The 26,999-nt window shown below is 40.5% G+C and carries 30 protein-coding genes and 2 pseudogenes; 10 read left to right on the forward strand and 22 right to left on the reverse strand.

Features of this window, described 5'->3' with window-relative positions:
• Positions 1-45: 45 nt before the first annotated feature.
• From cbpB to QFZ73_RS03825, 3 genes are all read right to left on the reverse strand, one after another.
• Entirely contained in the window at positions 46-486 is a 441-nt protein-coding gene (cbpB, locus tag QFZ73_RS03815) for a cyclic-di-AMP-binding protein CbpB (protein WP_251427563.1), read from the reverse strand.
• A 120-nt stretch (positions 487-606) separates the two neighbouring features.
• The gene (locus QFZ73_RS03820) at positions 607-753 is read right to left on the reverse strand and encodes a hypothetical protein (RefSeq protein WP_307263156.1); all 147 of its coding nucleotides are present in this window, start codon (positions 751-753) and stop codon (positions 607-609) included.
• 120 nt (positions 754-873) lie between these two features.
• Complete coding sequence (locus QFZ73_RS03825; RefSeq protein ID WP_034314086.1) at positions 874-1,113, reverse strand: YkuJ family protein; 240 nt, start codon at positions 1,111-1,113, stop codon at positions 874-876.
• 183 nt (positions 1,114-1,296) lie between these two features.
• On the opposite strand from QFZ73_RS03825, the gene QFZ73_RS03830 reads away from it, so the two are divergent.
• Together QFZ73_RS03830 and QFZ73_RS03835 are read left to right on the forward strand one after the other, a co-directional pair.
• Complete coding sequence (locus QFZ73_RS03830) at positions 1,297-2,256, forward strand: MBL fold metallo-hydrolase (RefSeq protein ID WP_307263160.1); 960 nt, start codon at positions 1,297-1,299, stop codon at positions 2,254-2,256.
• A 92-nt stretch (positions 2,257-2,348) separates the two neighbouring features.
• A complete protein-coding gene (locus QFZ73_RS03835; RefSeq protein ID WP_251427557.1) occupies positions 2,349-2,582 on the forward strand; it encodes a glutaredoxin family protein in 234 nt (77 codons plus the stop codon).
• Positions 2,583-2,674: 92 nt separating this feature from the next.
• On the opposite strand, the gene QFZ73_RS03840 is transcribed toward QFZ73_RS03835, so the two are convergent.
• From QFZ73_RS03840 to QFZ73_RS03855, 4 genes are all read right to left on the reverse strand, one after another.
• On the reverse strand, positions 2,675-3,160 hold the full coding sequence (locus QFZ73_RS03840) for a DUF3993 domain-containing protein (RefSeq protein WP_307263163.1): 486 nt from the start codon (positions 3,158-3,160) through the stop codon (positions 2,675-2,677).
• Between the two features lie 181 nt (positions 3,161-3,341).
• A complete protein-coding gene (locus QFZ73_RS03845) occupies positions 3,342-3,569 on the reverse strand; it encodes a hypothetical protein (protein ID WP_251427551.1) in 228 nt (75 codons plus the stop codon).
• A gap of 74 nt (positions 3,570-3,643) precedes the next feature.
• The gene (locus QFZ73_RS03850) at positions 3,644-4,849 is read right to left on the reverse strand and encodes an EAL domain-containing protein (RefSeq protein WP_063232006.1); all 1,206 of its coding nucleotides are present in this window, start codon (positions 4,847-4,849) and stop codon (positions 3,644-3,646) included.
• 199 nt (positions 4,850-5,048) lie between these two features.
• Positions 5,049-6,905: an SLC13 family permease gene (locus tag QFZ73_RS03855; RefSeq protein WP_251427548.1), complete on the reverse strand. Its 1,857-nt coding sequence runs from the start codon at positions 6,903-6,905 to the stop codon at positions 5,049-5,051.
• 163 nt (positions 6,906-7,068) lie between these two features.
• On the opposite strand from QFZ73_RS03855, the gene QFZ73_RS03860 reads away from it, so the two are divergent.
• A complete protein-coding gene (locus QFZ73_RS03860; protein WP_307263172.1) occupies positions 7,069-7,932 on the forward strand; it encodes a metallophosphoesterase in 864 nt (287 codons plus the stop codon).
• A gap of 170 nt (positions 7,933-8,102) precedes the next feature.
• On the opposite strand, the gene crcB is transcribed toward QFZ73_RS03860, so the two are convergent.
• Positions 8,103-8,465 carry a fluoride efflux transporter CrcB gene (gene crcB, locus QFZ73_RS03865; protein WP_251427542.1) on the reverse strand — a complete coding sequence of 121 codons (363 nt, stop codon included), beginning with the start codon at positions 8,463-8,465 and terminating at the stop codon, positions 8,103-8,105.
• The gene (locus QFZ73_RS03870) at positions 8,462-8,845 is read right to left on the reverse strand and encodes a fluoride efflux transporter FluC (RefSeq protein WP_307263180.1); all 384 of its coding nucleotides are present in this window, start codon (positions 8,843-8,845) and stop codon (positions 8,462-8,464) included. Before QFZ73_RS03870 ends, crcB begins: the two co-directional genes overlap by 4 nt.
• Positions 8,846-9,007: 162 nt before the next feature.
• On the opposite strand from QFZ73_RS03870, the gene QFZ73_RS03875 reads away from it, so the two are divergent.
• The gene (locus tag QFZ73_RS03875; RefSeq protein ID WP_373458989.1) at positions 9,008-9,316 is read left to right on the forward strand and encodes a hypothetical protein; all 309 of its coding nucleotides are present in this window, start codon (positions 9,008-9,010) and stop codon (positions 9,314-9,316) included.
• A 290-nt stretch (positions 9,317-9,606) separates the two neighbouring features.
• Positions 9,607-10,113: a YkyB family protein gene (locus QFZ73_RS03880; RefSeq protein ID WP_251427533.1), complete on the forward strand. Its 507-nt coding sequence runs from the start codon at positions 9,607-9,609 to the stop codon at positions 10,111-10,113.
• A gap of 55 nt (positions 10,114-10,168) precedes the next feature.
• On the opposite strand, the pseudogene QFZ73_RS03885 reads toward QFZ73_RS03880, so the two are convergent.
• Together QFZ73_RS03885 and corA are read right to left on the reverse strand one after the other, a co-directional pair.
• Positions 10,169-11,073 (reverse strand): annotated as a pseudogene (locus QFZ73_RS03885) (chemotaxis protein).
• Positions 11,074-11,506: 433 nt separating this feature from the next.
• Positions 11,507-12,481 (reverse strand): magnesium/cobalt transporter CorA, encoded by a 975-nt coding sequence (gene corA, locus QFZ73_RS03890; protein ID WP_307263186.1) that lies wholly within the window; start codon positions 12,479-12,481, stop codon positions 11,507-11,509.
• Between the two features lie 156 nt (positions 12,482-12,637).
• On the opposite strand from corA, the gene QFZ73_RS03895 reads away from it, so the two are divergent.
• On the forward strand, positions 12,638-13,786 hold the full coding sequence (locus QFZ73_RS03895; RefSeq protein ID WP_307263188.1) for an aminotransferase A: 1,149 nt from the start codon (positions 12,638-12,640) through the stop codon (positions 13,784-13,786).
• Positions 13,787-13,883: 97 nt separating this feature from the next.
• Here QFZ73_RS03895 and QFZ73_RS03900 read toward each other — a convergent pair whose 3' ends face one another.
• The 9 genes and pseudogenes from QFZ73_RS03900 to QFZ73_RS03940 form a co-directional block, all read right to left on the reverse strand.
• Entirely contained in the window at positions 13,884-14,249 is a 366-nt protein-coding gene (locus QFZ73_RS03900) for a hypothetical protein (RefSeq protein WP_251427525.1), read from the reverse strand.
• A gap of 65 nt (positions 14,250-14,314) precedes the next feature.
• Positions 14,315-15,217: an NAD(P)-dependent oxidoreductase gene (locus QFZ73_RS03905; protein ID WP_307263193.1), complete on the reverse strand. Its 903-nt coding sequence runs from the start codon at positions 15,215-15,217 to the stop codon at positions 14,315-14,317.
• Positions 15,218-15,223: 6 nt separating this feature from the next.
• Complete coding sequence (locus QFZ73_RS03910) at positions 15,224-16,009, reverse strand: SDR family oxidoreductase (protein WP_307263195.1); 786 nt, start codon at positions 16,007-16,009, stop codon at positions 15,224-15,226.
• A 178-nt stretch (positions 16,010-16,187) separates the two neighbouring features.
• Positions 16,188-17,449, reverse strand: a pseudogene (ltrA, locus tag QFZ73_RS03915) (group II intron reverse transcriptase/maturase).
• Positions 17,450-17,492: 43 nt separating this feature from the next.
• The gene (locus QFZ73_RS03920; RefSeq protein WP_307263198.1) at positions 17,493-17,648 is read right to left on the reverse strand and encodes a hypothetical protein; all 156 of its coding nucleotides are present in this window, start codon (positions 17,646-17,648) and stop codon (positions 17,493-17,495) included.
• 555 nt (positions 17,649-18,203) lie between these two features.
• Complete coding sequence (gene ptsP / locus QFZ73_RS03925; protein WP_307263202.1) at positions 18,204-19,922, reverse strand: phosphoenolpyruvate--protein phosphotransferase; 1,719 nt, start codon at positions 19,920-19,922, stop codon at positions 18,204-18,206.
• Complete coding sequence (locus QFZ73_RS03930) at positions 19,922-20,188, reverse strand: phosphocarrier protein HPr (RefSeq protein WP_034314127.1); 267 nt, start codon at positions 20,186-20,188, stop codon at positions 19,922-19,924. The genes ptsP and QFZ73_RS03930 overlap by 1 nt, the downstream gene beginning before the upstream one ends.
• Positions 20,189-20,399: 211 nt before the next feature.
• Complete coding sequence (locus tag QFZ73_RS03935) at positions 20,400-21,185, reverse strand: ABC transporter permease (RefSeq protein WP_307263206.1); 786 nt, start codon at positions 21,183-21,185, stop codon at positions 20,400-20,402.
• Positions 21,185-21,817 (reverse strand): ABC transporter ATP-binding protein, encoded by a 633-nt coding sequence (locus QFZ73_RS03940; protein WP_307263210.1) that lies wholly within the window; start codon positions 21,815-21,817, stop codon positions 21,185-21,187. The genes QFZ73_RS03935 and QFZ73_RS03940 overlap by 1 nt, the downstream gene beginning before the upstream one ends.
• A 184-nt stretch (positions 21,818-22,001) precedes the next feature.
• Here QFZ73_RS03940 and QFZ73_RS03945 point away from each other — a divergent pair, with 184 nt between their 5' ends.
• Together QFZ73_RS03945 and QFZ73_RS03950 are read left to right on the forward strand one after the other, a co-directional pair.
• On the forward strand, positions 22,002-22,820 hold the full coding sequence (locus tag QFZ73_RS03945; RefSeq protein ID WP_251427508.1) for a thermonuclease family protein: 819 nt from the start codon (positions 22,002-22,004) through the stop codon (positions 22,818-22,820).
• Between the two features lie 839 nt (positions 22,821-23,659).
• Positions 23,660-24,052, forward strand: coding sequence for a sigma-70 family RNA polymerase sigma factor (locus QFZ73_RS03950; RefSeq protein ID WP_307263215.1), 393 nt, complete (start codon positions 23,660-23,662; stop codon positions 24,050-24,052).
• A gap of 136 nt (positions 24,053-24,188) precedes the next feature.
• On the opposite strand, the gene QFZ73_RS03955 is transcribed toward QFZ73_RS03950, so the two are convergent.
• On the reverse strand, positions 24,189-24,383 hold the full coding sequence (locus QFZ73_RS03955) for a hypothetical protein (RefSeq protein ID WP_251427502.1): 195 nt from the start codon (positions 24,381-24,383) through the stop codon (positions 24,189-24,191).
• A gap of 452 nt (positions 24,384-24,835) precedes the next feature.
• Between QFZ73_RS03955 and QFZ73_RS03960 the strand changes: the two genes are divergently transcribed.
• Complete coding sequence (locus QFZ73_RS03960) at positions 24,836-25,012, forward strand: YkvS family protein (protein WP_251427499.1); 177 nt, start codon at positions 24,836-24,838, stop codon at positions 25,010-25,012.
• A gap of 201 nt (positions 25,013-25,213) precedes the next feature.
• Complete coding sequence (locus QFZ73_RS03965; RefSeq protein WP_307263221.1) at positions 25,214-25,840, forward strand: hypothetical protein; 627 nt, start codon at positions 25,214-25,216, stop codon at positions 25,838-25,840.
• A 52-nt stretch (positions 25,841-25,892) separates the two neighbouring features.
• Here QFZ73_RS03965 and QFZ73_RS03970 read toward each other — a convergent pair whose 3' ends face one another.
• A complete protein-coding gene (locus tag QFZ73_RS03970) occupies positions 25,893-26,933 on the reverse strand; it encodes a YkvI family membrane protein (RefSeq protein ID WP_251427495.1) in 1,041 nt (346 codons plus the stop codon).
• Positions 26,934-26,999: the final 66 nt, after the last annotated feature.

Consider the following 26,999-nt stretch of genomic DNA (forward strand, 5'->3'; position numbering starts at 1 on the left):
TCGCCAACTGGCGAGTCTTGAGGTTAAATTCATTCTAAGCATTTCTTATTTATCAGGTGTATTTTGTTTAAATACTTTTTTCAAGATTGCCCTTCTCGTTAAGATACCTTCAAATACATGTTCGTCATTCTCTACACAGACAAACGGATGGTCAATCAACAATTCCACACCCTTGGTCAATGTATCTTCAATATGCAGGCGAGGTATTTCTATATTCATTATTTCGGAAACTATTTTATTCTCAAGATTATCAAATTCAATTCGTTCCAGTCCCAAGATTGAATCAAGAATGACTGGTGTGCTAATTAAACCATGCAGTTTATACATCGGATCTAACACAGGAATGGCCGTATAACCGCTCTTTGTTAATACCAATAGTGCATGTTCTAAATTATTGGTTACCTGCACGTGGGCCACGCGTTCGGAAGAAATCATTAAGTCTTTAACGCTGGATTCCAATAAATCCCCATCATGAGTACCGATCATGTTAAAACCCCTTACCATATGTTTTTATATACAGCTCTTTCTATAGTTTAACATATGTAAGCAGAAAAGGCTCATTCCTAGACCAATAAAATCCCAAACGGTGGGATTCGCAAGAGACCCTTAGCCCTTACTAGTTTTAATGTTAACCTGTTTAAAACCGCATTCCGGGCATTGATAAATCACATTTTGGTTGGATTGTGCCGTTAATACATTTTCCATTTCCCTTTCCTCACCGCATGCCGGGCATATTACCATTAGATTTTTCATTTACATCCCTCCAATTATTAAGATGTCGTAAAAATCACTACTTCATTCAAGTAAAAATTGAACGGCTTCATTCACAATAAAAAAGCCGCTTCCTAAGGAAGGCGGCTTTTTGTGTTTTTTTTAAGATTGAAGAAGATCAAAGATTTCAATGGTAATCATATCAATATTATCGAATTGATATTTTGATGATTTCCCTTTATCACTGTATACTTCAAGCTCGAACATTTCTGTTTTGCTGAAATATGTAACCTGGCACTTTTTCACACCATCTATTTCAAAAAAACGTTGAGCAGATTCAGATTCCTTCGCTTGCTCTTGAAGACTTTTCAATCTGGTAAGGATGCCCTGTAATTGAGACATACTCCCTCTCCTTTCTGAATAAAACCTTTTCGATAGGTTTCACTATACCATACTTTTCTATCCAGTAGCCACGCTGAAATAAATTCAGAATAATTTAAAACTTCATTCTTTACATGGCACTATTAACAGAATAAAATAAGGAATGGATTTTGTACATGAAAAATTTTCTGGGGGTAGATTCTGTTGCAAAACATTAGTGAGCTTGGTTATCGCATTTCATTGATTGATGGTTTTGATTTGGATAGAAGAAATCGTACAGGAACATATGTAATTGCCGATGAAGACATCACCTTAGTCGAAACTTCCGCCAGCCCCTCCATCCCCCACTTAATGAAGGGGCTCGAACATTTGGGAATCGCCCTCGAAGATATTACATATATCATTCTTACCCATATTCATTTGGACCATGCAGGTGGAGCTGGACTTTTTTTACAGCATTGTCCGAATGCCAAAGTGATCGTTCACCCAAAAGGTGCACGGCATCTGGAAGATCCAACACGTTTGATCGCTGGGGCTAAAGCAGTCTATGGTGAAGAATTCAACAAGCTTTTCGATCCGATATTACCTATTCCATCAGAAAGAATGCTGACTAAACTTGATAGGGAAACCCTAAAAACAAGTGAAAATTCCAAATTGACCTTTTATGACACACCAGGACACGCAAACCATCATTTAAGCATTTACGATTCGGTTTCAAAAGGGATGTTTTCAGGTGACACAGTAGGCATCTATTATCGTGAACTCGATGAAGAGGGTTTGGAATTTTACTTACCGTCCACATCGCCAAACCAATTTAATCCCGATGCGATGCTTGCTGCAGCGAAATTGTATGAAAGCATCGGCGTCGAACGTATATATTTTGGCCATTACGGGGTATCGGAAAATCCTAAGGAAGTATATAAACAACTTCATTACTGGCTGCCTAAATTTGTGGAGACTGCCAAATCGGCATATAGGGAATATGCTAGCTTTAAGGAACAAGTGGCAGCGACCAGTAAGAATATTTTCACGGAAGTCGCTGTTCATTTAGGCGAAAAAGGAATCACCGCTGATCATCCTGTTTTTGATATCATTGCCATGGACCTGAACGTTTGTTCCATGGGATTGATAGACTATCTGGTAAAACAGGAAAAAGACCGGTAAAAGGATCCTTAAGTTTTATCCCTATTCAAATGTCTTGGCATTCTCTATAATGAAAAAGTAAACCTTACTTAAAGCATACATGGAGGAATGAAATGAAAGACGTTACGCTCTATACCCAACCTGATTGCCCTCCCTGCAAAATCATGAAAATGTTCTTTGATGATAATAATGTCGTATATAAAGAAAAAGATATTAAAGCAGATGGGCATGCACGTAAAGAACTAACTAATAAATATGGCGCCTATTCCACACCAACGGTCGTCATCGACGGGAAAGCCATTATTGGTTTTGAATTGGACGAAATAAAGAGAGAACTGAATATATAACAAAAAGTCCAGAGAAGGCTGTGACCTTCTCTGGACTTTTTCATTTCAGCCTCCATACTTTTCAACTTTGAAGGACTTTCCTTTAAAATTCCTTATTTCATTTTTTCACTTTCATACTTTACGTCCATTACCTTCCAAACGTCATTTTCCTTTTTCAAAGTAACTGATTCAACATGTTTTTCCATCGATGCAGGTCCGTCCCCTGTGTACTGGAATTCCTCCTGAACATATATGAAATCACCGTTTTTCCCATATGCAATTTCCGTATTCTTGTCGTAACTGAAAAAAGGGATATAATATGGAGCGAAATCTGATCCAAATGCGGTATAACCGCCATCTACTTTCACTACATTCTCCTGGACAAACTTCTCGATGAAATCACCTGTGAAATGTTTATCCAACTTCGCTTCAATCGCTTCCTTAGTACTTACTTCCTCACTAATCGAAGCTTGATTCTTCATGGCATCTTGTACTAAAGATAGTACTTCCTCTCTATGTAAGCCCTCCGCTGAAGCAGTGAACCCTCCACTTAAAAATAGAAGGACACTGGCAAGACATGCAACTAAATATTTACTCATTACAATCATCTCCTAGTTATAGAATTTCTCCTAATGATTCGGATTGTTGCCTATGTCATTCAATACCCGTCCAGATCAAAGCCAAACTACAAAATCACATTCTCCGTGAGACTTTGATAACAGTGCCCATTCTTCACAATAAAAAAGAAGATTTCATGATATTGAAATCTCCTTCTCACAATTATCGAAAAGCATAGTAAAAAATAAAACCGACAACCAAAATCGTCCCAACAAAAAGAGAAACGAATATCGGGTTCTTTAAATAAGGATGTTCTTTAACTGAATCATCGACAGTCGAATCATATCTGGCTTTCACTTTCTGTGCCCTTGCTACAGAATAAGTATAAAAGAGCAGATATAACGCCATGATTGTAACGATTATGATTAGAATCCAGATGTACGTGCTCAAAATATGTCTCCTCCAAGCGCATCATTTCTGCTTATCGTTACACATCTAAAGCGATTATATTCATGAATCGTTTTTTATAATAGTGCTTCATTTTCATATAAATAACTATAAGAAAGATCACAGAAAATGTATTCCTTATTATTCAGTGGATATGAAAAGGTCCGAATGGTTTCTCCCGTTTCGATATCACTGTATAAATCGGATAGTCTTCCTTTTTTCTCGTTACGCATCTTTACGATATTTTCGAGGAAATAAGGTCTCCAGCTCCAATTTTTATTCATATAACTGGGTTGGACTAACCATTGCCCGTCCTTATGGAGGATATTGGGAGATTTTTGATACCCCTCTTCATCACAAATATAAAGCCTAAAACATATGGAATCCAATTTTTTCGCCAAAACTCCGAGAAACTCTTCATGGGAGCTGGCCCGCTTTTGCTGTTTTAAGAAGTTTTGCATATTCTCGTTGAATTGCAAAGTCTTTTGATAAACGGCTTCAAGCTTCTTGGTCTCTAAAGAAATGAAGGACTGACATTCTTGATGGAATTTTTCACGAAGTAAATCTTTATTAATGAATTCGCCTTCCGGTTTCGCCAAAAAATACCCTTGATAATATCGTCCCCCATTCTTCCATGCAAAGCGAAGCTGGTATTCGGACTCAATGTTCTCAAATAGTAAATTGGCGCCGATTTTTCGTGCAAGCATGCTTAGAGAAAACAGGATGACCTGATAGGCATCTCCCCCTGAAATGCGAAGCTGGTCCAGGTTAACTTTTAAAATATTCGGAGAAATCTGTGCGATCCGGTCCAATTGCGTATCTTGTCCTAAATGATCTAAAGCTATCTTTATCCCATATGTTTTAAAGTAAGCAAGCACATGCTGCAAAGGATCTAAGTTTTCCGGACTGATCGTGTCTGATAATTCCAGCACAATCCGGTGCATTTCCTCCGGTTGAAAATGACGATGTAAAATCTCCATGAATTCTTCGCCATGATCCAGCATAAGCAAATTAGGATCTCTGTTGATAAAGATAAGAAAATCTTCACCATAGTCTTTTATTCTCTCCAAGGCAATTTCAAGTACATAATTATCCACTTCCACCCTATACTCTTCCGGCACTGCAGAATCGTGAAAAAAAGGGCCAAGGCTTTTATATTCAGATTGTTCCTCATAGCGCCCTAAAATTTCATACCCGATTACCTGATGTTGATCTGCACTGAAAATCGGTTGAAAGAATGGTGTCACCCTGTCTAAGTTCTTTAATATCTTTTCTGTATCCATGATGCATCTTCCCCCTAATTACGAAAACACCAATATGCCAAAATTATACCATTAGTTTCTGTCATTGATAATAAATAATTTTAATTCCTACTGCTAACTCTTTTTTCAGAACATTAAAATCCCCCATTCACCCTATCCAATTGAAAAGAAATACAATGAAAAGGCATTGTCCATAAATGGAACAATGCCTTATGTCTTATCAAAAAGGGAAGAACCATGGTATCGTGATCACCATGATAACGCCAATGAAAATCTGTATGGATATCCCGATCATGATAAAATCTTTATGCTTGTAATCACCCGCCGTCATGACAAGCGCGTTGGTAGTGGCCACCCTTGGAGTGGATAACGCCAAACTGCCAGCAACGGCAAGGCATAGAAACACAGGAAGAGGATCGATTCCTTGATTCACCGCAGATGTCAGGGCAATGGGCGTCATGATTACCGTCGCGGCCCCATACGGGATGAATTGGCTCAGGATCAGTGTCAGGAGGTAAAAGACCGCTAATATGCCGTGTGCCCCGATATTACTGAATAAAACGGCCAGCCAATCACTTATCATTCTCACTCCACCGGTATTATCCAATGCAGCCGTTATTCCGAACATGGCGGCAATCAATAGAACAGGTTCCCAGTTAATCTTTTGGTAAGCATCCTCCATCGATCGGACACAGCCAGTGATCACCATCAGCAATGCAGCCGTCAAAACCGATAGTACCGCAGGAACGGACTCCATCGATAAAAGAATGACCATCAAAGCAGTGATCCCCAAGGCAATCCATGCTTTGCCCTTGGAGTTTACCGGAGAGCCATCTTCCGACGTACTTCCAATAACGATGACATCCTGTAAATCCGAGGAAATCCGCTCAATGTTCTCCCATTCTCCATGTATCAGGATTGCATCCCCCGGTTTCAGGCGTTCCGTTCCGACATCCGCTTGAATATATTCGCCATTCCGATTGATTGCCAGCACATTACATTGGTATTTCTCACGAAAATGCACATCTATCAAGGTTTGATTTTCATAATCCGAGTTTGGGACGATTAATATTTCTGTCAATCCAAATCTACTGCTAAGAAAATGTTTCTTTATTTGTTCGGTATTGAAATGTTTAAACTCCAGTTCATAGTTAAGTGCCAATCTCTCAACTGCTTCTTCTTCTCCAAACACCAAAATGATATCTTCAGGATGAAGAACCTCATCCGCCCTGGCTGAAATCGTCAACTGTCTTTGCAACAGCGGCAATTGCTTATCCTTTGGCTTCCGCTGGATTTCAATCAAAGTCAATTCATACTGAATAGGAAGCTGGAGATCCGACAGCCTTTCTCCAACAATATCGGAAGTAGCGGGTATATGCAGATAATGCAATCGGTCATATACTTTGTACATGCCGGCAAGCTCCCCTGCCGACAGTCCCTTTACACTATTGTTCGCGGCAATGGTCTTCTCGGGAAGCAACAGGCGTCCGAGTGTCAACATGAAGAATAACCCTGCTGCAAAGGCGATTAAGCCCACAGGTGTAAAGTCAAAAAATGATAAATTCCCTATTCCGTTTTGCCGTAATACATCAGCGACGATCATATTGGAGGGAGTACCTGTAAGTGTTAATAGCCCTCCAATACTGCTTGCATAGGCAAGGGGCAATAAATACCTTGTCGGACTTGTTTTTTGTTGTAAGGCCATGCTCATGACGAGCGGAAGCAGTATGGAAACAATTCCAGTTCCGCTTAAAAATGCACTTAATATTCCTGCTGTCAACATGACGATAAGCAGCGATTTCCATTCACTGCCCCCACATAAACCCAACAACTTATTTCCTGCCTTTTCCACGATTCCTGTATTTAACAGGCCGGCACCGACTATAAATAGCCCAGCCAGCATGATGACCACTTGATTCGCAAACCCGGCCACTAGTTCATCCAATGTAAGAATCCCCAGTAAACCCAGTATGGATAGTGCACTAAGTGCAATTAAATCTGCTCGAAATTTCCCTTGTATAAAAAGCGCAATCGCGCATAGAAGTATAATCAGTGTAATAAACATTGGTTCGGTCATCATGTTACCTCCGTATAGATGTTCAATTTCAAACCGGATACGGTTTCATTAAACCCCAGTTTACATGTTTTTCATATGCTTATAGAAGATATTTTCTTCATTTTATGTATATTGTTTGTTAGTATGAGGAAGTAACATTTTTATATTAGATAGGTTGATTAATTTGAATAAACCCATATCCAGAAGAACATTCTTAAAGAAAAGTCTTGGTACATTGGCTACCTTAACCGGTTTAGGTATTGGAGGAAGCTATTATGCCCATAATTTGGAGCCGAAATGGTTAGAAATCAAGCATAAAATCATCAGCCACCCGCTTATCCCAAAAGGTTTTCATGGCATGAAAATGGTCCAATTCAGTGATACGCATTTAGGCTTTCAATTTCAGCTTAAAGATTTACATGCAATTGTCAATAAAATAAACCAATTGGACCCTGATGTTATTTTATTTACCGGAGATTTAATGGACCAGCCTAATAAATACAAGGCTCACCAGAAAATCCCTCTCGTTTTGAATCAGCTTAAAGCCCCACTTGGAAAATTCAGCATCTACGGTAACCATGATCATGGGGGATATGGCTCAGAAATTTACAGCGATATCATGGAAAAATCCCATTTTACCATGTTGCAAAATACCTCGACTAAGATTACCTTATTAACGGCTGAAGAAATAGTCATTGCCGGGGTTGATGATGCCATGCTTGGAAAACCTGATTTTGAAAAAGCACTTTCTGGCATCCCGGAAGAAGTGTTCACCATTATGCTTTCGCATGCCCCTGACCTGGCCGACACATCAAGGACTTACGACATCCAGTATCAAATAAGCGGTCACAGTCATGGAGGTCAAGTACAAATCCCCTTTGCCGGTGCCCTTGTAACTCCCCCATACGCTGAAAAGTACCGGGAAGGGACGTATGAAATCGATTCATTAACGTTACATGTCAATAGAGGGCTTGGCACTACCCGTCTCCCATATCGCTTTCTTTCACGTCCGGAGTTGACCGTTTACGAATTCCAAGCCGAAAAATGATAGGAAAAGAATACAGGGGAAAGCCGCCAGACTTTTTAACAAAACCTGTGCGAATAAAACAACTTGTTGCCATAAATCATGTGTAATGGACTCCTATGAATTATAGCATTAGAAGTATATCTGAGAAAACCAGGTTTTTTTACCATTACCAATGGTAGTTGCCTTAAAGGTTATACCATACTTAAATAGCCACACAGGAAAGTGCCGATACACCCAAAAACAGACACCGTTATATAGATAAGGCTATCTATATAACGGTGTTTTCTAATAAGTTCAAGTGTTTCCATACTGAATGTTGAAAAGGTCGTAAAAGCACCCAGGAAACCTATTGTCAGAAAAACCTGCAAAGATAAAGCCCAGCTTTCTTTCTGTGGCAACGCCATTCCCAGCCCAAAGGAACCTATAAGGTTAATCAGTAAAATGCTAATGGGTATCGAGACGGCTGGCAATAGCCTATTAAAAATAATCTGCAAGACATATCTAGAGGCCGCTCCAAAAAAGCCTCCTATAAAAACTGAAAGAGCCTCAATCAAAGGGACTCACCTCTCTGTCTATTAAAAAGGCCCAGTCCGAGGAAACCAGCGACCAAACCAAAAAAAAGCGTGGCACCAAGATATACTCCCGCCAATGGCAGAGAAGTCTGCAGTAGATTCACCACTTCTTGGGAAAATGTGGACATCGTGGTGAAACCGCCGCAAAACCCGCTGCCCAGCGCTAAAAAAACAAGTGATTTCTTTTCCGAGGCGAAATAGCCATTGATCATTCCAAGTAAAAAGCTGCCTACTATATTTATTAAGAGGGTTCCAAACGGAAAGAAGGAATGGCCAGCAGCAGTCAATATTACGCAATAACGCAATATCGCTCCAGCCGCTCCTCCAAAACCGACTGCAAAAATGCTTTTAAACCGATCCATTAAGGTCCCCCCAAATTTTTCTCATAAGTAGATTCATTATAACAGATTAAGATGAAACAGGCTCTTTTCTTAAAAAAATCCATACTATGTAAAGAATTTGAGAAAAGGAGGCTAATTATGCAAACACAGTATTTTCCTTACTACCATTATCCGCAGACCATAATGCTACAAAACGATTACAGAAATGCATATGGGAATGAATATGGACCTGAATATTGGAATGACGAGCGCTTCTTTCCTTTCTTTCCGCTATTGGCACCTGTAGCTTTTGTTGCAGGATTGGCAATTGGACCGTTGCTATTCAATAACCGTCCACCTGTCTATCCTCCATATCCTCCTCCATATCCTGCTTACCCTCCTTACCCCGCTTATCCTGCGTACCCTGATTATCAAGGCTTTCAGGGTTACCAGCAGCAACAATTCGGCGCACAGGCCGGGGTATCTGAAAATATCAATATATACACTCAATAAAAGTTGGACAGAAGGCGACATAAACGCCTTCTTTTTCTTTGACCAAAAGGCGTCGGATTGAATTTTACTTCCCTATATATTTTGAAGTGGTATAATATGAAAATGAATAGATGGTAAAGTGTTGGGAAATGATGGTCATACCCTAGAGATGTACATGCATTATTTTTTCACTATTTTCTGCCTGGTTGCACACACGTCTCTATTTAAACCAATATATAAAAACAGGTTTTTACTGAAGGAAGTCTGTTTGTAACGTCCTTCTAACCTTATTAAGAAAAGGAGTTTCCATAATGAACCAAACGAAAGGACATTCTGAAAGGGATGAGTTTTCGATAAACTCCCTTGCCCAAGCCGTGTTTATTGTCAATAAACACGCAAAGACTGCATTGGAGCCCAAGAATTTATATAATTTAAAACGGCTCGCATTAAGCAAGCTTATGCAAGAAGGAAAAGCGAAGAAGATTGGACTTCATTTCTCTGATAACCCTCGCTTTGCAGCACAACAATCCGACGTCATTGTCGAATGCGGATCATATGTTTTTCATTTACCTCCCACTAAGGAAGATTTGAAAAAACTACCCCACCTCGGCAGCCGGGCAGCCTCCATACGGAACCCTAAAGCCGCGTTGTCATTATCCAAGGCAAAACAGATCCTGCAATCTTACGTTGGACAAGCAGGTGAAAAACAACCGAACCCTGTCAACACCGAGAAAAGGACTCACGGCCGTGGGTCGGTCAAACAACCTTTTCACAATCCATTCCCATCCTCCTTTTTAGGAAAAGGTTCCAAGTATTAATTATTGATAAACCAAACGGGCCGTGAGGTAACGCCTCATCGGCCCGTTTTCACATTCATAATACCAATCTGTCTATCAACTTATAAGCTCTGCAATTTCAGGCTTGCTGATTTGAGCGTCAGCCCCTACGACCTGACCTTTATGACGCAGGCTTTCAGTAATCAAAGAAGAGAAAATAATCACCGGCAATCCAGCCAGTTCCCCGTTCTCCTTTATTCTTCTAGTCAAATGATGTCCATCCATTTGAGGCATCTCAATATCGGTAATCACCAGCTGCACTTCATCTCCAACCACTTTTCCTGATTCAATTAAATTCTCCAGATAATTAATTGCATCAAGTCCATTTTCATAAAACTCCAAGTACTTGAATCCAGCTTCTGACAATGTATCAAACAGCAGCTTTCTCAGTAAAGGAGAATCTTCTGCAATAAGGATTCTTTTGTCTGAATTTTGCCGGATACCAAGCTTTTTAACCTGTTGGATGTTTATTCCTGATTCTGGATTGATTTCGACCCCTATTTTTTCAAAATCGAGCAACAGTAACATTTCACTATTTAATTTTATTACTCCGATAATCTGACTTTCAAGGCCTTGATACATATCCGAAGGCTTTTCGATTTGGGACCAGGAAATACGTGGATCTGTGTTACGGTATGGACATGGAAAACCACTTTTTACTGATTGAATTCAGCCACTATGAATTTATCCTGCTCAGGAGTTTCAGATTGGCGGAAACCCTAAAGCATCCGCCACATTCACAACTGGCAGGACTTCTCCGCGAAGCTCAATGATCCCCTCCACATTTGGATGGGAATGAGGGACAAGCGTGATGGGGACAGGATTAATGATTTCCTTCACCTTAATTACGTTAATGCCGAATTTATTCTTTCCGAGACCGAATTCCACCATCTCAAGCTCATTCGTTCCACTTTCCAGTAATATTCCTTTATTTGCTTCCATTGTTTCATCTCACCCTTCTACTTTTTCATTTCATAATTCCATAAGTCAATTAACCGCTAGGAAAAATATCATGGTTTTATCAATGAACTCATACCCAATAATTCGTTTAAACATTTCTTTTGTTTAGAGCAAGAATAAAAAAAGAATCAAGAAGTGCTTATTTATTAAAGCCAAACTAAAAAGGGACCCATCAGAGTCCCTCTTTTTCCAAGCTCATTTTTCACGACTGCCATTCCAGCCACCATATCGATCTTAAGGCCTGTCTCTTCGATATAAACCCCTCATGATATAACTGACATGGTTAAAGCAGACACTGATTGGATGGTCGCAAATTAACGCCCTGCAGCCCTTCCAATGATATTCTCGCCGCGAAACTAAATATACTCCCCAATTTCTCAACTTAAACTTAGAATAACAGGTCAATTGGCTCTTTTCATCTCTTTCGCGACCTTTTCTTTGGATTGAGCCAACCTTTTTTAACAAAGAGTAAAAACATCATCAAGGCAATTCCGCCCATCATTCCAAGAATGAGGAAATAGCCATAATGCCAATTTAATTCCGGCATATATTCAAAATTCATCCCATATACGCCCACTATGAAGGTCAGCGGCATGAAAATGGTAGTGATGACAGTCAATGTCATCATCGTTGAATTCATATTATTAGAGTTCACAGACAAATAACTATCACGGATATCGGACGAAAAATCTCGATAGGATTCAAGCATTTCAGTCAATTTAAGAAGATGATCGTACACATCATTAAAATAAAGGTGCTGATCTTTCAAGTATTTCAGACGCTCTGATGAAATCATTCTGTATAATAGATCACGCATTGGCAATATGGTCCGACGGAGCCTCGACATATCTGTTCGTAAATCGAAAAGCTGATCCATCAATTCGTTAATCGTGTCATTTTCAGTATTTTCCTCAATGCTACCCAATTCGCTTTCAATTTTATAAACAGGTGGGAAAAATTCATCGACGATCCTGTCAATTATCCTATGCATCAAGAAAAAGGGACTTTGCTTCAACATTTTATTACCAGCAATTTCTTCCCATACCTTTTCCAGTTCAAGCATATCTTCCTTATGAAAACTGACTATCCATTTTTCACCGACAAACATATCCAATTCCACTGCTTTAAATACCTTCTCCCTTAGAGCATGAATCACAAGAAATTGGTAGCCCTCATAAAAATCCATTTTGGGGCGTTGGTTAAAATCATCCAGGCAGTCTTCAATTGCCAGTGGATGAAAGTGAAAATGATTGGATAAAAGTTCGATTTCCTTGTTTGTGGGGTTGGAAAAATCCACCCAGTACCACTCGATATCCGGATTATTCATTTCCGTTAGCGGTAAACCAAAACTGACTTCTTGATTAAAAGTAATTGCGCAAGTCCTTATCATATGTATCAACCCTCAAAATTGTCTTATCATACATTATACCTTTAATTCATTAATCTCAAAAAGTTTTCTCCCCATCCAAACTAAATGATAAAATAGAATGAATGAGTCAAACATAGTACATAATTCATGTAGTTAGAAAAGGGAGGATATTCATAGATGGAACATTTAATAAACCCTCTAGTAAAAGACGTTCAAATATCAGGAATCCGTAAATTCTACAATATGGTCGCTGATATCGAAGGCACCATTTCCTTAACGATAGGACAGCCTGACTTTCCAACTCCAATGCATATTAAAGAAGCGGCAAAACTAGCCATCGATAATGACTATACCGTTTATACTCACAATGCCGGCTATCTGGAATTAAGGGAAGCCGCTTCAAAATATGTAAAGGATAAATACAAGCTTAGCTATGATCCGGCGAATGAAGTCCTAGTGACCTCAGGTGCAAGCGAAGGCATAGACATTACCTTTCGAACGATCCTCATCCCAGGGAACGAAGTAATATTACCGGGTCCAGTATATCCGGGATACGAACCTATCATTAAGATGTGCGGTGCAAAACCTGTTTATGCCGATACAACAAAAAATGGATTTCGTTTGACTGCTGATATAATTGAAAAGTACATAACTGATCATACTCGGTGCATCGTTCTGCCCTATCCATCGAATCCGACCGGGGTTACATTATCTGCCGAAGAATTATTGGACATTGCCGAACTTGTAAGGGGCAAGGACATCTTTATACTGGCCGATGAAATATACAGTGAACTGGTATTCGATCAGGAGCATGTTTCGATTGCCACTTTCTTAAAAGAACAAACCATCGTCCTAAACGGATTGTCCAAGTCCCATTCCATGACCGGGTGGAGAATTGGCCTGCTGTTTGCGCCTGTAGCCATCTCTCAGCACATCCTGAAGGTTCATCAATACAATGTGACTTGTGCCGCCTCCATATCGCAGAGAGCTGCCTTGGCAGCATTGACGGCAGGCAGAGATGATGCCATCCCCATGAAGACTGAGTATGCACGGAGACGGGAATACGTATACAGTCGCTTACAAGCGATGAAACTGGAAATAGTCAAACCAAATGGTGCCTTTTACTTCTTTATAAAGCTGCCTGAAGGTTATGCTTCTTCCCTTGATTTTTGCCTCAAGCTTGTTCAACAGGAAAAAGTGGCAGTGGTCCCTGGAGATGCCTTCTCTCCCCTTGGCGAGGGGTACTTCAGGATATCTTATGCCTATTCCATGGAAACCCTGGAAAAGGCTTTGGACCGTATTGAAGCTTTTTTAGCTATAAAGTGATCGAAAAAAAATGGCCTTCAATTGAATGAACAATTGAAGGCCATTTCCTATTTTCAAAGATGTCAGGCTACCGAAGGTTTTTCACCAAGCCAGTCAATTAATACAATCTCCGTAAAAAACGAATTTCCCGATATCCTTCTTCCTTATTTGTCGTGGTAAGGCTCACTTCAACGATGGACCCAAGTAAATCAGCCATCACTTCTTCAAATTCCTTTGCGGAGCGCGGCTTTGAAAAACCTAAACTCTTCAATTCGCGCATCAGGATCTGAAAACCGGCATTCGTTTCGATATGACTGAATTTCACCGGCAAGATTAGCGGACTTTCATTCATTAATTTCAGATCCCAACGAATGGGCTTTGTTTGATGAACGGTTCTTTCTCTTTTAAAACCTTCTATCCTTACAATATATCGACCATCTTCTAATTCCTGGAATTTCATATTGATATCATCGAATTCGCCCATAGCTTTCACTCCTTTTTGTAAAGGCTGTCGCTATCAGCTTATTCATGATAAAGAAATGCTAGCACTTAATTATAATGTTTATATAATGCCTGTGTACCGCTATTTTCCTCGCCAGCTTTTGCCAGCCCCTCGTATAGGGATTTGCTCAGGCTTAATCCAGGAGCGTCCATTCCCATTCTTTCCGCTTCATCAAGTGCAATCTTCATATCCTTGATAAAATGCTTGATATAAAAACCAGGTTCAAAATCCCCTTCAACCATCCGCGGTGCAAGGTTGGACAGTGACCAGCTTCCGGCAGAACCCGATGATATGCTTCTTAAAACCCGTTCCGGATCCAACCCCGCCTTTTTGGCATAGGAAATCGCTTCAGTCACTCCAATCATATTAGATGCAATGGCTATTTGATTGCACATTTTCGTATGCTGTCCTGAGCCAGCCGGGCCTTGATGGATAACATTGCTGCCTATGATATCAAAAATGGGCAGAACCGCTTCAAATGCCTCACTTGACCCGCCGACCATGATCGTAAGCTTTGCATCACGAGCACCGATATCTCCTCCTGAAACCGGTGCATCCAATGATTCCATGCCTCTTTTCTTGGCTTCCTCTGCTATTTCCACTGCCAAAGATGGAGTGGAGGTCGTCATATCGATTAAATGGGTTCCTTGTTTCCCGTTCTCGATAAGCCCATTTTCCCCAAGATAGATTTCTTCCACATCACTAGGGTATCCTACCATGGAAATGATCACATTAGCTTTCTGCGCAATTTCCTTTGGTGCAGATGCCCACTTCGCACCCTGTGATAGCAGTTCACTTGCCTTATCTTTCGTCCTTGTATATACAAATACCTCAAATCCCGCCTTAAGTAGATTTGCGGCCATGCTTTTTCCCATAACTCCTAAACCTATGAAGCCGATCACGTTGTTCGACTGTATCACTGCAGATTCCTCCCAATCATTTTGTTTCAAAAATCCTTAAATGGACTTTATCATTCCTCCGTCAACTAAATAGGACTGCCCCGTTAAATATGTATTGGCACCTGAAACAAGGAAAGTAACGAACTTTGCAAATTCCTCGGGTTCCCCATAACGGCCAAGTGGAATTTTTTTAATGGATTGTTCAGTCATCTCCTCAGGAGTGACGCCTTGTTTCTCTGCATTCATTTTATCAAGGTGCTGAACGCGGTCCGTTGCGATTCTTCCTGGTCCAACTGTATTGATCAAAATCCGGTCTGGTGCTAATTCTGAAGCTAACGTCTTTGACAATCCAACGATTGCAGTCCGGAATGTATTCGATAAAATCAATCCTGGAATCGGTTCCTTAATGGATGAAGAAGCAATATTAACGATTTTCCCGCCCTGTTTTTTTAAATGTGGCAAGCTCTCACGGATCGTCCTTATGAAGCTTAGTAAATTAAGTTCGAAAGATTGTTGCCATTCTTCATCGTTGAAATCTAAAAATGAACCTCCTGGAGGACCTCCTGCGTTATTAATAAGAATGTCGATACCGCCGAACTCTTTAGCAGTTTGTCCAACCAAGTTTTTAATATCTTCAGCTTTAGTTATATCCGTTACCATATAAGATACTTTACCCGCCCCAAGCAGCGATAATTCCCTTTGCACCGCTGCAAGCTTTTCTCCATCACGGCTGGCTAGCATGACATTTGCTCCTTCTTTAACCAATTCAGCCGCCATAGCCTTCCCCAAACCTTGACTTGAAGCTAAAATCAAAGCATTTTTCTTTTCCAAATGTAATTCCATATAATATTTAACCTCCATTTTCTTAAAATTATAATTCCATTATATCGTCATAACCGTAAAGTGAAAAATCTGAATAATCATTCTTGTGATTTTTTTATTCACAATCGAGTAGGAGGAGGCGCCTAGCCTCCGACCTCTCACACCACCGTACATACCGTTCGGTATACGGCGGTTCAGTTTAAGTCTGACGTAGTTTTGTATATCGTTCATATAGATTTACTAACCCATGATGGAGCCAATAAACATTATTAAGGGTTTTGTCTAGAATAGGACTATGCGCTATGCGCCAATAACCCTTTCTGCTATTTCCCCATTCATATGCTTTTCCAAATGGGACGCCTAATCCTTTGAGTTTCCTCACCCTCGTTCTTGGCAATTTCCATTGCTTCCATAGACACATCCTGAGTCTTCTTCGAATCCATGAATCTAAATTCTTCAATACGTTCGGAGTATCAATGAGGGCGAAATACCCCATCCAACCTCTAAGGTATTGCTTTAACTTATTTATTCGGAGTTTCATGGGTATCGGTAATTTTCTCGAGGTCATTTCCCTGATTCGTTTCTTTACTCTCTTCACCGTTTGTTTAGCCAGTAGAACCTTCGGTTCTTCTTTGACTTCGTGAAACTAAAACCGAGAAACGTTCTGTTCCAAGGGCGATCATACTTCGACTTCTCGTAGTTGACCTTTAGCTTCAGTTTATTTTCAATGAAGCTTGAGATATTTCCCATTGCACGTTTGGCGGCTTTTCGTGTCTTCACAAAGATAGTACTGTCATCCGCATACCTTACGAATCGAAGATTGCGTTTCTCTAGTTCTTTATCTAACTCGTCTAACATGATATTAGATAATAAAGGACTTAACGGACCTCCTTGCGGAGTTCCCTCCTCACTTTTATGAAAAAGTCCGCCTATCATAATGCCTGCTTGAAGGAATTTACGAATCAGTTTGAGAACTCGTTTATCTTCAATTTTCCGCTCTAACATTCCCATGAGCTTGTCATGATTCACTTTATCGAAGAACTTCTCCAAGTCCATATCCACTACCCATGTATAACCTTCGGTTATATAGGACTTTGCCTTTCGAACCGCCTGGTGCCCCTGTTTGTTAGGGCGAAATCCATAGCTATTCTCCGAAAAGGTTGAGTCATATATCTTGGTCAATATTTGGGCAATGGCTTGTTGAATGAAACGGTCTAGAACGGTTGGAATACCCAATAGCCGAACTCCGCCGTTTGGTTTCGGGATTTCGATACGACGGACGGGCTGCGGTTGATAGGTACCCTGTAAAAGGGCAGTTTTCATGTTGTACCATTCGGTTACGAGGTGCGGTCTCAGGTTTTGAACCGGCATTCCATCTACACCATGGCTTCCCTTATTTCTTTCTACACGCTTCAATGCCTGTATTAAGTTTTCCCTCTCTAGTATCTGTTCCATTAACATCGTTGATATCCTTTCTACGTGGATAAATGGTCTATTTGTGCCTTTATCTGCTCCACCCTTTTGAAGTTCCCCGTGTATTCACCACTTCTTCCTTCAAATAAGTTCCGTTAGGAATTGTTTGCTTCTTTGCAGATAACGAACGCCTAGTATTCATCCTCCTTAATCTGTTCGGTCCTTCCTTATCTTCTCGAGTAGACAAGTACTATGACCTCTGCTGATTTCTGATGATTCAGCTGTCCATCACTGGACAGGTTACCAAGTGTACTTGGCTGTCATCAGACCTCCCCGGGTAAGAGTGCAATCTTTCCCTCCATCTATCTGCTTCATTTACTCTGTACCACCTTCGGCAGTAAGGACTTTGTTTTGTTTCGCAAACTCATCCAATGATACCTAGCCTTATATGAAGTTCGTGTTCCTCAGACCGGAGGTTTGCCGCTTGCTTCCTTCAGATTCCACGTCACCGTGGACACCCTTGCATTAAGCTAACCACTACTACTGCCTTCATGGTTCGGGACTTTCACCCTATAGATTGCACCCATGCCGGGCGCACAAAAATAGCCGGTTGGATAACCCAACCGGCGTCAAAGGGGGAAATGAGAATGTCAGCTGCCCTAATAGAGCTAAAACAACTGTGCTTGCTTTTTATTTACCCCCATTTTGGTGCAATAAACATTTTTTCTCAAATAATCAAGCAAGAATACAGGACAGCACCCCATCCAAGGTTCTGTGGATGGGGTGCGTTTTTCTCATTTATTTATTTCTTCAAAGCGTTAAGTACCGCTTCTTTCACATTATCATTCGTATCCAGCCCTAAAACTTCCTGAGATAGTTTTTTCATATCTTCAAGCGAAAGTTGGCTAATTAAAGAACGTGCTCTTAAAATCGAAGTGGCACTCATTGAGAACTCATCAAGTCCCAATCCGATCAAAATCGGGATAGCCACTTCATCTCCAGCCATTTCCCCGCACATCCCTGCCCATTTCCCTTCTTTATGCGCAGCATCTATGACCATTTTAACCAGGCGTAAAATCGCTGGATTGTATGGTTGATATAAATAAGATACTCTCTCATTCATTCGATCAGCGGCCATCGTATACTGGATCAAGTCATTAGTGCCTATGCTGAAGAAATCGACTTCCTTAGCAAAAATATCAGCCATCACTGCAGTTGAAGGGATTTCAACCATGATTCCGACTTCAATTTTTTCAGCAACTTGAACACCATTATCAAGCAATTCCTGTCTAACTTCAGCCAAGACGGCTTTAGCTTCACGGAATTCAGCTAGTGTGGCAATCATTGGGAACATGATTTTCAAATCTCCGTAAATGCTTGCACGAAGCAAGGCACGGAGCTGAGTCCGGAAAATCTCCTGCTCATTTAAGCAAAGGCGAATCGCACGGTATCCAAGGAAAGGATTCATTTCCTTAGGAAGCTCTAAATAAGGCAACTCCTTATCTCCGCCTATATCAAGCGTTCTGACGACTACAGGCTTACCTGACATTCCTTCGAGCACCGCTTTATATGCCTCGAACTGTTCTTCTTCACTTGGAAAGTCATTTCTGCCCATATAAAGAAATTCCGTACGATATAACCCGATGCCTTCACCGCCATTTTGATGTACGCCCTCCAGATCTTTCGGTGTACCAATATTGGCTGCCAATTCCACATGATGACCATCATTTGTAACGGTTTGTTCATGAACCAGTTTCGCCCACTCAGCCTTTTGCATAGCATAGGCTTCCTGTTCCTCTTCGTAGCGTTTCACGAGTTCAGGAGTAGGATTGATGTGAACTTCACCCTTTAACCCGTCAATGATGACCAAGTCACCATTTTCGATGGACGAGGTCACTGACTTCGTTCCAACGACTGCTGGAATTTCCAAAGAACGTGCCATTATAGCTGAATGGGATGTACGTCCACCGATATCGGTCGTAAATCCTTTGACATATGCCGGATTCAACTGTGCTGTATCGGATGGGGTCAAATCCTCCGCAATGATGATCACTTCTTCAGCAATCATGCTCGGATTTGGAATATGAACACCTAAAAGATGTGACAGCACCCGTTTCGTAACATCACGGATATCCGCTGCACGTTCTTTCATGTATTCATTATCCATTTGTTCAAACATCGTAATGAACATGCTTGCGGTTTCATTTAAGGAAAACTCAGCGTTGACGTTTTCCGATTGTATTTTATCCTGAATTGGAGTGATAAGTTCCGGATCAGCCAAAACAAGCAGGTGTGCGTCAAAGATAGCGGCTTTATCCGCCCCTAAATCCTTTTCGGCTTTATCCCTGATTATCTCCAATTCATTTGTTGACTTTTGAATAGCTTCCTTAAAACGGGATATTTCCGCCCCGACATCTTCTATGCTTCTTTTTTCAATCGATAAGTCTGGCTCAGTAAGTCGATAGGCTTTAGCGATGGCTATTCCGTTTGAAGCGGCTATTCCACTAATCAAAGTGGACATTATTCTGCCAATCCTTCTCTGTTCAACGTTTCAGCAAGTGTGTTTAGTGCATCATTTTCATCGCTTCCTTCAGCAGAAATCGTAATTTCCGCCCCTTTGCCAATACCTAGTGACATTACGCCCATAATGGACTTAAGGTTCACTTTTTTCTCTTTATAAGCAAGGTTTATTTCTGAATCAAATTTTCCTGCAGCCTGTACAAGCAATGTAGCCGGGCGAGCGTGAATTCCTGTTTCTGCAGTTACTGTAAATGTTTTTTCTACCATATAAATCAATCTCCTTTAAGATAAATTAACAAAATAGGTTATGTAAGGGGTTTTCTCCATCCAATCAAGAAAGAAATGAAAAAGAAATGCCCTTTTCCTTATCAGGATAGCATTATCATTCCCAACAAACAAACCAAAACTATTGGTACCTACAAAATAGTACAAAAATATAGATGGAACTGCAACTATTACTTTTCAGATTCTTCAATGATTAAATGGACAGCTGTGCATTTTTGGTAAAAAAAGCCCTGAAACTCAGCATGATGAAAAGGACCACCGTTAATGAAACACTTCCGAGAATCCCGATCAGTATCGCAATCTGGTACTCAATCGCTATGAGCGGGCTTATTCCCGACAGGATTTGCCCTGTCATCATTCCTGGAAGGAAGATAATCCCCATCCCGAGCATATTGTTCAAAGTCGGGAGCACTGCCGAGTCGAATGCAGCATCCACATATTTCTTCACAGCCCTCGCCGGAGTCGCTCCAAGCATCAGCATCGCTTCTACCTTTTCACGATTACTGCTAATCCCATCATGGAGGTTTTTAAGCGCCAATGTCACTCCAGTCATGGCATTCCCTACGATCATCCCTGCAATTGGAATGAAATACCTCGGTTCATACCATGGCGTGAAATGGATCACGACCACATTAAAATAAAACAAGGCAGCCATGGGACCTGACAACATACTTAGGATAACCATCCTTTTGATTTTCTTATTAAGTGTGTGGGACACTTGCTTAAAAATATTATGGATGGAAAAGAGGGCCATCGCACATAAAAACCCTAAAGAAAGTAAAGGGTGGGGATTTTTAAAGATATATGTCAAAACATAGCCGGCGAGAATGAGTTGGACCGTCATCCGTACTGTAGCGAGCATGATTTGCTTTTCCCGCGAAATCCCCCGCCATTTCACGATTATGAGCAGAATTACTACAAAGACGTAGGCCGCACAAAGACGCCAGAACTCAATATCTATTATCCCATTCGCCTCCATTAATAGTCACCCTCCTTCGCCTTTTTCAGAACGATTCTCTTCTCAGCACATATTTCCGCAAGCTGTTTTGAATGAGTTATCATGATGACCGTTCCCCTTTCCCGCTTTACTTCTTCTAAAAAACGGCTCATGACCGTCAACTCGGCTTCCTCATCAAGAGCTGAAGTCGGCTCATCCAGTAAATACACCTCGGGTTTCAATAAAAGTAACCTCGCTAGTGCCAGCCTCTGTTTCTCCCCGCCAGAAAGATTTTCCGCCCCCTCGTCTAAAGACTTCTGCAACTGGACGGTTTCAAGTGCTTTAACTAATTCGGCTTTATCCTTTTTTTCCCGTTCTGTCAATTCCAGGCCAATCTGAAGATTTTCTTCAATCGTACCCGGTAAAGTGAACGGTGACTGAGAAAGCATTGTAACTTTACGCCGGAGCTCTATCGGGTTGAATTTATCCAGCAACTGATCCCGATAATAGATTGAACCGCTATCCGGGTCATCCATCCTGTTCAACAATCGGAGCAGTGAGGTTTTTCCTGCGCCGCTTTCCCCAGTCAGGCAAGTAACCATACAAGCGGAAATTTTCAAATCTTCAATTTTCAGGATCCCTTTATACCTAATATTTTCAAGCCTAAATATCATTTTTCACGCCTGCCCCCTTACTCCACCATATCATTATAAGAAACTATAATGATATGGGGTAGCGATACATGTAAAAATTTCAATGATTTTCATTTTCTTTCGCTTTTTTATAGGTTAGTATTATTCCTGCCGAATATATCCATGACGGACGTGGAAAACACCTTAATAAATGGAGGGACTTATCATGAACGGAAATTCCTTTTTACATTCTTACCTGAATGTTTTTCTTCTGACTGCTCTTTGCCTGATCACGTTATCTGGCTGCCAGGCAGCATCAGATAACCTGATTGATCAATTCAAACAGGAAGATTCAATTTCCAACGAAGACATCCCATCCAGTGCGGATTCTTCAAATGAAGAAAAAGGCAAGACATTCACAGCCGAGATCATCAAAGTTGTTGACGGAGATACAATAAAAATCAAATTGGCTAATGGAAATGAAGAAACGGTCAGGCTCCTTTTGATAGATACTCCAGAAACCGTGCACCCATCCAAGCCCGTGCAGCCTTTTGGACCTGAAGCAAGCAAATTCACCAAGGAACTAATGCCTGCGGGTTCAAAAGTGGAAGTAGAAACCGGCATAGGTGAAAGAGATAAATATGGCCGGCTGCTGGCCTATTTTTATGTTGATGGTAAAATGGTGAATAAACTCCTGCTTGAAAAGGGACTGGCCAGGGTAGCCTATGTTTATGCACCGAACACGAAATATCTTGATGAATTGGAAAATATTCAGAAACAAGCCCAAAAAGACGAAATCGGTATTTGGTCAATTGAAAACTATGCAACTTCAAAAGGGTTTGATGATTCGAAGTCAAAAGAAGCATCAGTGGAAAAGCCCACCGGGTCTTGCAATAACCCGCAAATTAAAGGGAATATTAACTCTAAAGGCAATAAAATTTATCACATTCCTTCGGGCCAATATTACGAAATAACGAAACCAGAAGAAATGTTTTGTACCGAACAAGACGCACAGGATGCTGGATTCCGAAAATCGCAAAGTTAACAAATACAATGGTTTAATCATATGCCCGCTTCGGAAATCACAATTAAAAACGAAATACAACAGGTATGAAGCATTTCGTTACTGATTCCCCCCCTTCCTGGTTTTTTCAAATAGTAAAAGTGTAAGCCAAACTGGGACTACGGCCATTCTTGATACTAATCTGGATCTCCATATGATCGTTGACTTTGAGCTATTGCTGACGTTTTAACTAAATGATGATTTCATTGAATGGCAGGGAAAAGTCATCTAAAAAAAGAAAAATAACACATCTTCATGTGTACAGTTTGTCGACAAAAGGGGGGGCGGAATGGTCTCATCCCGAACCATGATTTTTAAACAAGACTAGCTTGCTGTTTTAAATTGGATTGAAGAAATTTGCGACACTCCTGCCGAATAACTGGCTGGCCGAGACCCTGCAGATGCTTGCAGCGTGGAGGCTTGGCAGACAGTCGGCGGAAAGGGAGCGTATTTCTAAAAACACCGAAAACGTTTTTTAAAGAAAAAACTGTAGGCAAATCGCACTCTTTGTCTACAGTCTAAACACATCTTCATGATATATGGCTTTACATTGAATGAAGAGAAAAAACCAAAAGAAGAACGAGTGAATTGTTTCGGCACATCCAATACCAGGATGTGTTTCTTCATTTGGCCACCCCCACATTCAACATTACTTGAATTCCCCTTTTTTTCCTTCTATAAGATTCTCTTTAGCTCCCTTAACCCCCCTTTTTATTCCCTCCATCTTTCCGTAATGCCATTTGGCTATATCCGATCGATTTATTTATGGTAGAAGCACCCGGGAATACAGGAAAGTGCACTTTCTAAAGGTGACATGCTTAATGGAAGATTTCTCAGCACTAACGAAGGAATTCACTCCGATGATCCATCATATTATCCGCTCACTTTCCATCTATAAAAATAAGGAAGAATATTTTCAAGTAGGCTTGATTGCTTTATGGGAGTCATTTAGGAATTTCAATGAGGAATACGGACAATTCTCCAACTATGCCTACACGGTAATCAAAGGCAAAATTCTGAACGAATTAAAGCATCATCATAAATATGAAATCCGCACCGAACCCTTTGATTCCTTCATATTAGACATTAAGGATCCTTTTTCAATGCATGAAGAGACCTTTGCCATCGATAATATCTTAACCTACATGGAAGGATTGACACTGAATCAGCAACGCTGGCTTTTACAGACATACCTGGAAAATAAAAATCGCTGAGATATATCAAGTTACTGCAGCAGCCGTCAAATCATGGAGAAGGTCCGCTTTAAATAAATTAAGGAAACAATTGATTTTTCCATTATAAATAATTAGGGTGGCTCAATCATGAGCCACCCCCAAGAATATACATCCATCAACTTCTCGCTTCTTCTAAATACGTATAAATTATCACACCGTTATGTTGAGCATTCCCCCGGAAATGTTTAAAGTCTGCCCTTTTAACAAGAACCTCACGAAAAGCTAAAAATTCTTCTTTTGTTATCCGGAACTCATCCATTTCACGATTTGCCAGTTTATCGAGTACATCTTTTGCTTCTTCTGCATTCATCATATATCCTCCTTAATTATAAAATGTTCCATCATATTCAGACAGGAGAAATTCCGTTATCATTTTAACATAAGCTTGCCACTTAATATAAATCAGAACTTTTTGAGGCCCACTTGCTACATTATTCTTTACGAATGCTTTAAAATAGTGCAAACTGTATAGTAAAATATCATAATGTAAAATGATTGGCATTTTTTGTACATAGAATTACATAATGGTATGCATAACTGCGTTTGCAAGGTATACCAAATTATGCCAATCATTACAATTGCTCCATTTTAAGAATTGCACCTTCCTTTAAAAGTTTAGCTTACTGTACCGACATAAGAGATAACTAATTCTCTTACTAGCACTTCCCACGTCAAAATCTAAACCGCAAGATGTTCGAATAATCCAATTACTCCATAGTTACTTTTTGATCATTGGAAACAAAATGGGAAAGGATGATTACCATGAAAAAAGCGGAAGTTGGAAATATCATTGAATTTAGAGAAGGCTTAAAAGGAATCGTCGAGAAAGTGAACGAGAACTCAGTAATCGTGGACGTCACGTATATGGAAAATTATCGTGATTTGGAACTTGAACAGAAAACAGTCGTCAACCATAAAAATTATAGAATCATAGGATAATTCAATGTACTCAAACGGAATGGTTACTAGATGACCATTCCATTTTTCACTTTATAGCAATCGTGCGAATTGATTCTCCCGCCTTTTGTAACCATTTCCATTTCATTCCGTCTAATTCATTAAAGGGCAAAACACCTGTATGTGAAAGCAGGTATATCCAAATTCAGATTGGAATTTCTAACAGAAAGATGAGGGAAACACATGACTAGTTGGACACGTTATATTGGCTGTGTCACATTTGCCGCTTTTCTTCTGACTGGCTGCGGTACGGCCACAGACGAAATTGCAGATGAGCCACAGGAAGATTCAGTAAAAGAGGGGAACGAAGGTAATACTTCTCAAGGAGATAATCGCAATGACCGAAGTGATAACAAAGTAAGACTGATGGAGCAAAACCTGCAGTATACAATTAACGGGGAAGCAATAAAAAAAACGGCCTTCCTAAAAAAAAGTGATAATCAACCGTTCAGCCTCTATGTTTTGCAACAATTCAGATTAAGTACCGAAGAACCTGGAAAGGATATTGTGTTCCTGACTGAAGATGACTCCATTTATATGAGAGTCGAATTGTTGAAGGCCGATGTCAATTGGGATGAGGTGGAAAAAAATGTTCAAGCCCAGCTGAAAAGCATTTCAGAAACGATTAGGGATCCTTCACTTGATGTCGAGGGCGGCACGGGCTTTGAAGTGGAAAGTGGGGATGATGTGATCACTTCCATATTGCTCAAGGATGAAAAAGCACCCGTCCGCTTAACTATATTCACGAAAAAAGATAGAGATTACCGGGATGCTTTTCTAGTGATGGCTAAGACGCTGATGAAAGGATGAACATCCATTTTACCCTGATACGGAGGGCTAAGGACTGGCCCCCGGTTCTTCATTACTCCTTCCCCTCCTTACTTTTCCAGACCAGAATTAAAAAAAGGAGGCTTATGTATCCAAAAACCGGATAAATATATCCTAGTAACCTTCCATATCCGAATTCACTAATGATCAAAGCTATTAAAAAAATCACCGCTATGATCAGCATGCTTGGCAATTTAATATAACTGCTGATTTGCCTCTGTAATCCATATATGTTTCCGATGACCGAAGTGAATATCTCCCCGTAAATCACCAAAATGAACATCCAATATAACTGACTGGCTACCGTTCTCATAATAACTGCTGAAGGAATTTCATAATTATTCACGTCAGTAAGTGTCATAAGTGAAAAATGCCCCGTTAATAAAATGATCGTTAGGAATATCCCTCCAAGGATTGCACCATGTTTAATGACCTTCTCATCTCGAACTTCATAAGCAACTGGAACCAGCACAGCCTGTGCCAAAGCAAGGTTAAAGGCTGTATAGGCAAATGGTGACAAAATCATTTTAACGGTGATCACTTCATCAGGAACTTTTGTAAGGGTCTTAAAGAAATCCCCATTACCCAAAGTCGAGAAAAAAAGGATCAAACTAAAACAGATCATGATTGGTACAACAAAAGAGTTCACAGTGAAAACACCGCGCATGCCCATCATCAGGACCAAGGATGCCAGTATGATCGTAGACCAACTTCCTAAACTTTTAGGCACGCCGAGTTGTTCTTCGAAAACGGCTCCTGAACCCGAAATCATGACAGCCGTCACCCCTAACAGCATGATAAGGAAAAAGATGTTGATGATTCCTGCTATTTTCCTGCCAAAAAGAAATTGATTGAACTCCTCATAAGAAGATGCTCTGATCCTTGCCGAAATGAGCATGATTTTCGTTCCAGTGAAAATGAAAATATAACCTGCTATTAAAATCCCGATAAAGCCATAAAAGCCATAACGGGTAAAAAACTCGACAATCTCTTTTCCAGTTGCAAATCCTGCACCGACGACTGTGCCTACATAAACCGCTGCAATCTGGAAACTCCCTGACCACCTTGACAGCATACTCTCCCCTCCTCCCTACATTTATATGTAAGGAAGAGACATTTAAGACAAGCCGAGCAATATTCC

Origin of the sequence: Peribacillus sp. V2I11, assembly GCF_030817135.1 — a bacterium.
GTDB lineage: Bacteria > Bacillota > Bacilli > Bacillales > DSM-1321 > Peribacillus > Peribacillus simplex.